The 6,617-nt window shown below is 65.0% G+C and carries 4 protein-coding genes and 2 pseudogenes; 3 read left to right on the top strand and 3 right to left on the bottom strand.

Annotation, left to right across the window (positions count from 1 at the left end):
* From sdhA to ACAD63_RS05395, 3 genes and pseudogenes are all read right to left on the bottom strand, one after another.
* Positions 1-1,469: pseudogene (gene sdhA / locus ACAD63_RS05405) on the bottom strand (succinate dehydrogenase flavoprotein subunit); the annotation flags it as partial.
* 1 nt (position 1,470) lies between these two features.
* Positions 1,471-1,581: pseudogene (locus ACAD63_RS05400) on the bottom strand (succinate dehydrogenase, cytochrome b556 subunit); the annotation flags it as partial.
* A 281-nt stretch (positions 1,582-1,862) separates the two neighbouring features.
* Positions 1,863-2,789 (bottom strand): GntR family transcriptional regulator, encoded by a 927-nt coding sequence (locus ACAD63_RS05395; RefSeq protein WP_434033527.1) that lies wholly within the window; start codon positions 2,787-2,789, stop codon positions 1,863-1,865.
* A 431-nt stretch (positions 2,790-3,220) separates the two neighbouring features.
* Between ACAD63_RS05395 and ACAD63_RS05390 the strand changes: the two genes are divergently transcribed.
* The 3 genes from ACAD63_RS05390 (at position 3,221) to prpC (ending at position 6,537) form a co-directional block, all read left to right on the top strand.
* The gene (locus ACAD63_RS05390) at positions 3,221-4,204 is read left to right on the top strand and encodes a malate dehydrogenase (protein ID WP_133093012.1); all 984 of its coding nucleotides are present in this window, start codon (positions 3,221-3,223) and stop codon (positions 4,202-4,204) included.
* Positions 4,205-4,330: 126 nt separating this feature from the next.
* Positions 4,331-5,311, top strand: coding sequence for an HpcH/HpaI aldolase/citrate lyase family protein (locus ACAD63_RS05385; protein ID WP_133093013.1), 981 nt, complete (start codon positions 4,331-4,333; stop codon positions 5,309-5,311).
* 44 nt (positions 5,312-5,355) lie between these two features.
* Positions 5,356-6,537 (top strand): bifunctional 2-methylcitrate synthase/citrate synthase, encoded by a 1,182-nt coding sequence (gene prpC, locus ACAD63_RS05380; RefSeq protein ID WP_195431896.1) that lies wholly within the window; start codon positions 5,356-5,358, stop codon positions 6,535-6,537.
* Positions 6,538-6,617 lie beyond the last annotated feature (80 nt).

The raw sequence follows: 6,617 nt of genomic DNA, 5'->3' as shown, positions 1-6,617 counted from the left end.
AGCGGTTCCATCTTCACCGGCTTGTAGTCGAGGCGGTTGCCTTCGCTGTAGAACAGCGTGTGCTTGAGCCAGTTCTGATCGTCGCGGTTCGGGAAGTCGCTGTGCGCGTGGGCGCCGCGCGATTCCTTGCGGGCGGCCGCCGAGATCATGGTGGCCTTGGCCACTTCCACCAGGTTGGCCACTTCCAGGGCTTCCACCAGCGCGGTGTTGAAGACCTTGGACTTGTCCTTCAGGTGGATGTTGTCGGCGCGCTCGGCCACTTCCAGGATGCGGTCGACACCTTCGTCCATCAGCTTCTGGGTGCGGAACACGCCGGCATGCGACTGCATGTTCTTGCGGATGTCGTTGGCGACGTCCTGCGTGTATTCACCCGACGACGTGGCCTGCAGCTTGGCCAGGCGCGACATCGCGAGGTCAGCGGCGTCGGCCGGCAGCGGCTTGTGTTCCTTCTGCTTCAGGTTCTGCGCGATGATGTGGTTGCCGGCGGCACGGCCGAACACCACCAGGTCGAGCAGCGAGTTGGTGCCCAGGCGGTTGGCGCCGTGCACCGACACGCACGAGCATTCGCCGATCGCGTAGAAACCATTCAGCACTTCGTTCGGGCTGCCATTCTTCGGCACCACGACCTGACCGTGGTAGTTCGTCGGGATGCCGCCCATCTGGTAGTGGATGGTCGGGACCACCGGGATCGGTTCCTTGATCGCGTCGACGTTGGCGAACTTCATGCCGATTTCGCGGATCGACGGCAGGCGCTTCATGATGGTCTCGGCGCCGACGTGGGTCAGGTCGAGCAGCACGTAGTCGCCGTTCGGGCCACAGCCGCGGCCTTCCTTGATTTCCTGGTCCATCGAGCGCGAGACAAAGTCGCGCGGCGCCAGGTCCTTCAGCGTCGGCGCATAGCGTTCCATGAAACGCTCGCCATCCTTGTTGCGCAGGATCCCGCCTTCGCCACGCACGCCTTCGGTGATCAGCACGCCCGCGCCGGCCACGCCGGTCGGGTGGAACTGCCAGAACTCCATGTCTTCCAGCGGCACGCCCGCGCGTGCGGCCATGCCCAGGCCGTCACCGGTGTTGATGAAGGCGTTGGTCGACGCGGCGTAGATACGGCCGGCACCGCCGGTCGCGAACAGCGTGGTCTTGGCCTCGAGGATGTAGACCTCGCCGGTTTCCATTTCCAGCGCGGTCACGCCCAGCACGTCGCCGTCCTGGTCGCGGATCAGGTCCAGCGCCATCCACTCGACGAAGAAGTGGGTCTTGGCGCGCACGTTGCGCTGGTACAGCGTATGCAGCAGCGCGTGGCCGGTACGGTCCGCCGCGGCGCAGGCGCGCTGCACCGGCTTCTCGCCGTAGTTGGCGGTATGGCCGCCGAACGGGCGCTGGTAGATGGTGCCGTCCGGGTTGCGGTCGAACGGCATGCCGAAGTGCTCGAGTTCGTACACGACCTTCGGCGCTTCCCGGCACATGAACTCTCACGCGATGCAGGATGGATACCTTGCCGGCCCAGGGCAACCGGTATTTCGCGATCTGCGAGATACCGATATTCCGGAACTCCGGCCTGGCTTGTTTGACGGCTTCAGCCATGCGAGACCCCAATTAGCGGTAAACAAAGAAACGAGACTGCCATTGCCTGCATGCAACGGGATGCATTGAGGCAAATCCACGAGATTTTAGCGCCTTTGTTGCGCGCTGCACCAATAATTTTCAGCTATCGCGCCCAACAGGCGCCGCCCGACAATCGCACACCATACACATGACACGGCGATTGCCAAGCAATATTCACCGGCGCTGCGCAACAACCCGCACCACCATCACAAAACCCGCAATAATCGCAGCCGACGCAGGGACCGCGCCGGCCCCATGACTCAGCTCAGGTCGTTCTGATAATAGTGTTTCGTCGTCACATACAACCCGCGGCGCACCTCGACAGGGCGATCCCCGTAGGTATATGAAACGCGCTCGACCGACAACAGCGGCGAGCCCAGAGGCACGGACAGCAGCTCGGCCGCCGTCTCGTCGGCGGCCACGGCGCGGATCTTTTCCGAGGCGCGGATCATGCGCGTACCGAACTCGGCCTCGAACAAGGCATACATGGGCCCCTTCCACTCGGTCAGCTTTTCCGCGGTGAGGCCTTTGAAGTTGGCGCCCAGCAGCCAGATCTCGTCGAGCACGGTCGACTCGCCGGAGAAATTCAGCACGCGGCGGATCTGCACCACGCTGTCGCCGGTGCGGATATCGAGCAGCCGCGCGATTTCGGCGGGCGCGCGCAGGCGCTTGCACTCCAGCACGTGGCTGGCGCCGTAGTGGGGCTCGCCTTCGTCGGGGACGAGGCGCAGGAAACGGAACTTGACCACGTCCTCATGGTGCGTGGTCACGAAGGTGCCCTTGCCCTGCCGCCGCGCCACCAGGTTCTCGGCGGCGAGTTCGTCGATGGCCTTGCGCACTGTGCCCTGGCTTACCTTGTAGCGCGCCGCCAGCTCCATTTCGCTGGGGATCATCTCGCCCGGCTTCCACTCGCCGGACTGCAGGCTGCGCATGATGAGCGCCTTGATCTGCTGGTACAGCGGGCTGAAGGTGGGCGACGGGGCGGTCTGCGGGCCCGGCTGCTGGGCGGCGGCCTGGGGCGCAGGAGATGACGACGGCGCGGGAGAGTTCGACGGCGGGGTCGACGACGAGGCCGACGAAGGCGGGGTCGACGAAGGCGCCTGCGTCCCGGCGCCAGGCGTGGCCGCGCCGGAGTCCTGCGCACCGTGGGCGGCAGCGCCGGAGAGGGACGTAGACAGGGAGGACATAGGCGGGATTTCACCATAAAAGGGCGGCGGGCGCCAGCCTGACGTTAATTGTCTTATGTCTTATATAAGACATATGAATTGACAGCCAGTGAGGCCGGGCCTACACTCGCGCTGGTCCACGCCCGCGAATGTCGTGAATGCCGTGCTCGTGCCGCCGGCGGATGCCGTCCCCGGCACCCTCTCCCGCGGCCCGGACTGGAAATCGGTCTGGAAATGGCGGCTCGCTTCGCAGTAGACTTACGCTTCGTTGCATCACCATGACCCGTTGTGGCTCATCCTCACCGGTTCCGCCCCGTGGCCCCGCCACCTGGTTCCGGCGGACGGCCGCTCCCCGCTGTGGCGACAACCAGCATCCGGCGTGCACGCCGCCTTGAGTTGGCGACTGCGTGCCGCCGACCGGTTACCCCCTTCTATCGTTTGGAGATTTACTCATGGCTAAAGCCCCAATGCGCGTCGCAGTGACCGGCGCCGCTGGCCAGATCGGCTATTCCCTGCTGTTCCGCATCGCCAACGGCGACATGCTGGGCAAAGACCAGCCGGTCATCCTCCAACTGCTCGACCTCCCGCAAGCCCAGGCCGCCGTCAAGGGCGTCGTGATGGAACTGGAAGATTGCGCGTTCCCGCTGCTGGCCGGCGTGGTCATCACCGATGACCCCAAGGTCGCCTTCAAGGATGCCGACGTGGCCCTGCTGGTTGGCGCCCGTCCGCGCAGCAAGGGCATGGAGCGCAAGGACCTGCTCGAGGCCAACGCCCAGATCTTCACGGTGCAGGGCAAGGCGCTGGACGAAGTCGCCAGCCGCAATGTCAAGGTGCTGGTGGTCGGCAACCCGGCCAACACTAATGCCTACATCGCCATGAAGTCGGCACCGAACCTGCCGCGCGAGAACTTCACCGCCATGCTGCGCCTGGACCACAACCGTGCCCTGTCGCAGATCGCCGCCAAGACCGGCAAGCCGGTGTCGTCGATCGAGAAGATGTTCGTGTGGGGCAACCACAGCCCGACCATGTACGCCGACTACCGCTATGCCACCGTCGACGGCAAGAGCGTCAAGGACATGATCAACGACCCGGTGTGGAACAACGACGTGTTCCTGCCGACCGTCGGCAAGCGCGGCGCCGCCATCATCGAGGCCCGTGGCCTGTCGTCGGCTGCCTCGGCCGCCAACGCCGCCATCGACCACGTGCATGACTGGGTGCTGGGCACCAACGGCAAGGTTGTCACCATGGGCATCCCGTCGAACGGCGAGTACGGCATCCCCGCCGACACCATGTTCGGCTACCCGGTGACCTGCGCCAACGGCAAGTACGAGATCGTCAAGGGTCTGGAGATCGACGCCTACAGCCAGGAAAAGATCAACATCACCCTGAACGAACTGGAAGAAGAAAAGGCCGGCGTGCAGCACCTGCTGGGCTGATCTTCAGCGCGTTCCAGGAAAGACCGGGGTTCCGCAACGATTCAAGAATCGGCGCGGACCCCGGTTTTTTCATATTGGGGCGCTATGATGTGCCTTCCCGTCCAACCCCAACCCACCTGAATTCCCGTGCATCCATCCGAGGTCTTGTTCCAGGGCGAAGCCATCCCGGTCCAGTTGCCGGTGTGTGACCACTATGCGGGCAGCGAAAAGCTGATGCGCAAGTCGCTTGCCCTGCAGCAAGAGCTTGGGCCGGTCTTCGACATCACCTTCGATTGCGAGGACGGCGCCGCCGTCGGCCACGAGCGCGAGCACGCCGAGCTGTGCGCGCAACTGGTCAACAGCCCGCTGAACGCGCACAACCGCGTCGGCGTGCGCATTCATGACCCTGCCCACCCGAGCTGGCGCCAGGATGTCGACGTGCTGGTGCGCACCGCCGGCGCGCGGCTGGCCTACGTGGTCGTGCCCAAGGTGACCGACGTGGTCGAGGTCGCGCGCGTGACCGACCATGTCAACCAGGTGGCGCGCAATGCCGGCATCGCCCGCCATATCCCGATCCATGTGCTGATCGAGACACACGCCGCACTCGAACAGGCTTTCGACATCGCCGCGCTGGTGCAGGTGGAGTGCCTGAGCTTCGGCCTGATGGACTTCGTCTCGGCGCACCACGGCGCGATTCCCGGCGAGGCCATGCGCTCGCCGCAGCAGTTCGAGCACCCGCTGATCCGCCGCGCCATGCTGGAAATCTCCGCCGCCTGCCACCGCCATGGCAAGGTTCCGTCGCACAACGTCAGCACCGATGTGCAGGCACCCCAGCGGGCGGGCGATGACGCGCTGCGCGCGCGCGCCGAGTTCGGCTACCTGCGCAAGTGGAGCATCCATCCGGGCCAGATAGCGCCGATCGTCGCCGCCTTCCGCCCGGGCGCGGATGAAATCGGCGCCGCCAGCCAGATCCTGCTGGCGGCCCACGAGAACAACTGGGCACCGATCCGCCACGACGGCCAGCTGCACGACCGCGCCAGCTACCGCTATTACTGGTCGCTGCTGCAGCGCGCCCAGGCCACCGGCACGCCGCTGCCGGACAACGTGGAAGCGCTGTTCTTCGCCTGACCGGCCACAACAACAAAGCACGGACGCGACCGAAGGAGACCCGGATGTCCGCTTCGAAGACCGCAGCACCGGCCGCCGCGGCAGAGCCCGCGGCGCCGAAAGCCAAGAAATCCGTCGCGCTGTCCGGCGTTGCCGCCGGCAATACCGCGCTGTGCACCGTTGGCCGTACCGGCAACGACCTGCACTACCGCGGCTATGACATCCTCGATATCGCCGACACCTGCGAGTTCGAGGAAATCGCCCATCTGCTGGTGCACGGCAAGCTGCCGACCAGATCCGAACTGGCCGCCTACAAGGCCAGGCTGAAGTCACTGCGCGGCCTGCCGGCCAACGTCAAGCTGGCGCTGGAATGGGTCCCGGCCAGCGCGCACCCGATGGACGTGATGCGCACCGGCGTGTCGGTGCTTGGCACCGTGCTGCCGGAAAAGGACGACCACAACGGCCCGGGCGCGCGCGACATTGCCGACCGCCTGATGGCCAGCCTGGGTTCGATGCTGCTGTACTGGTACCACTACAGCCACAACGGTCGCCGCATCGAGGTGGAGACCGACGATGACTCCATCGGCGCCCACTTCCTGCACCTGCTGCACGGCGAGCAGCCGTCGGCGCTGTGGGAGCGTGCCATGCATACCTCGCTGATCCTGTACGCGGAACACGAGTTCAACGCCTCGACCTTCACCGCGCGCGTGATCGCCGGCACGGGTTCGGACATGTATTCGTCGATCGCCGGCGCGATCGGCGCGCTGCGCGGCCCCAAGCACGGCGGCGCCAACGAAGTCGCGTTCGAGATCCAGAAGCGCTACGACAACCCGGATGAGGCGCAGGCCGACATCACCCGCCGCGTCGGGAACAAGGAAGTCGTGATCGGCTTCGGCCACCCGGTGTACACCACGGGCGACCCGCGCAACCAGGTGATCAAGGAAGTGGCGAAGACGCTATCGAAGGACGCCGGTTCGACGAAGATGTTCGACATTGCCGAGCGCCTGGAAACGGTCATGTGGGACGTCAAGAAGATGTTCCCGAACCTGGACTGGTTCAGCGCGGTGAGCTACCACATGATGGGCGTGCCGACGGCAATGTTCACGCCGCTGTTCGTGATCGCACGCACTTCCGGCTGGGCCGCGCACATCATCGAGCAACGCATCGATAACAAGATCATCCGCCCCAGCGCCAACTACGTGGGCCCCGAAAACCTCAAATTCGTGCCGATCGGCAAGCGTAAGTGAACCCGGACTAACCGGACACCCCGATTATGTAACCAAAGGCCAGCGCACTTCGCGGGCTCCGGCAAATCGTAGAGAATAGC

The sequence above is a fragment of the Cupriavidus sp. a3 genome (genome assembly GCF_051015765.1).
GTDB classification, from domain to species: Bacteria; Pseudomonadota; Gammaproteobacteria; order Burkholderiales; family Burkholderiaceae; genus Cupriavidus; species Cupriavidus oxalaticus_A.
The sequence above is the reverse complement of the archived record's forward strand: the minus strand, read 5'-3'. Positions and strand labels throughout refer to the sequence as shown.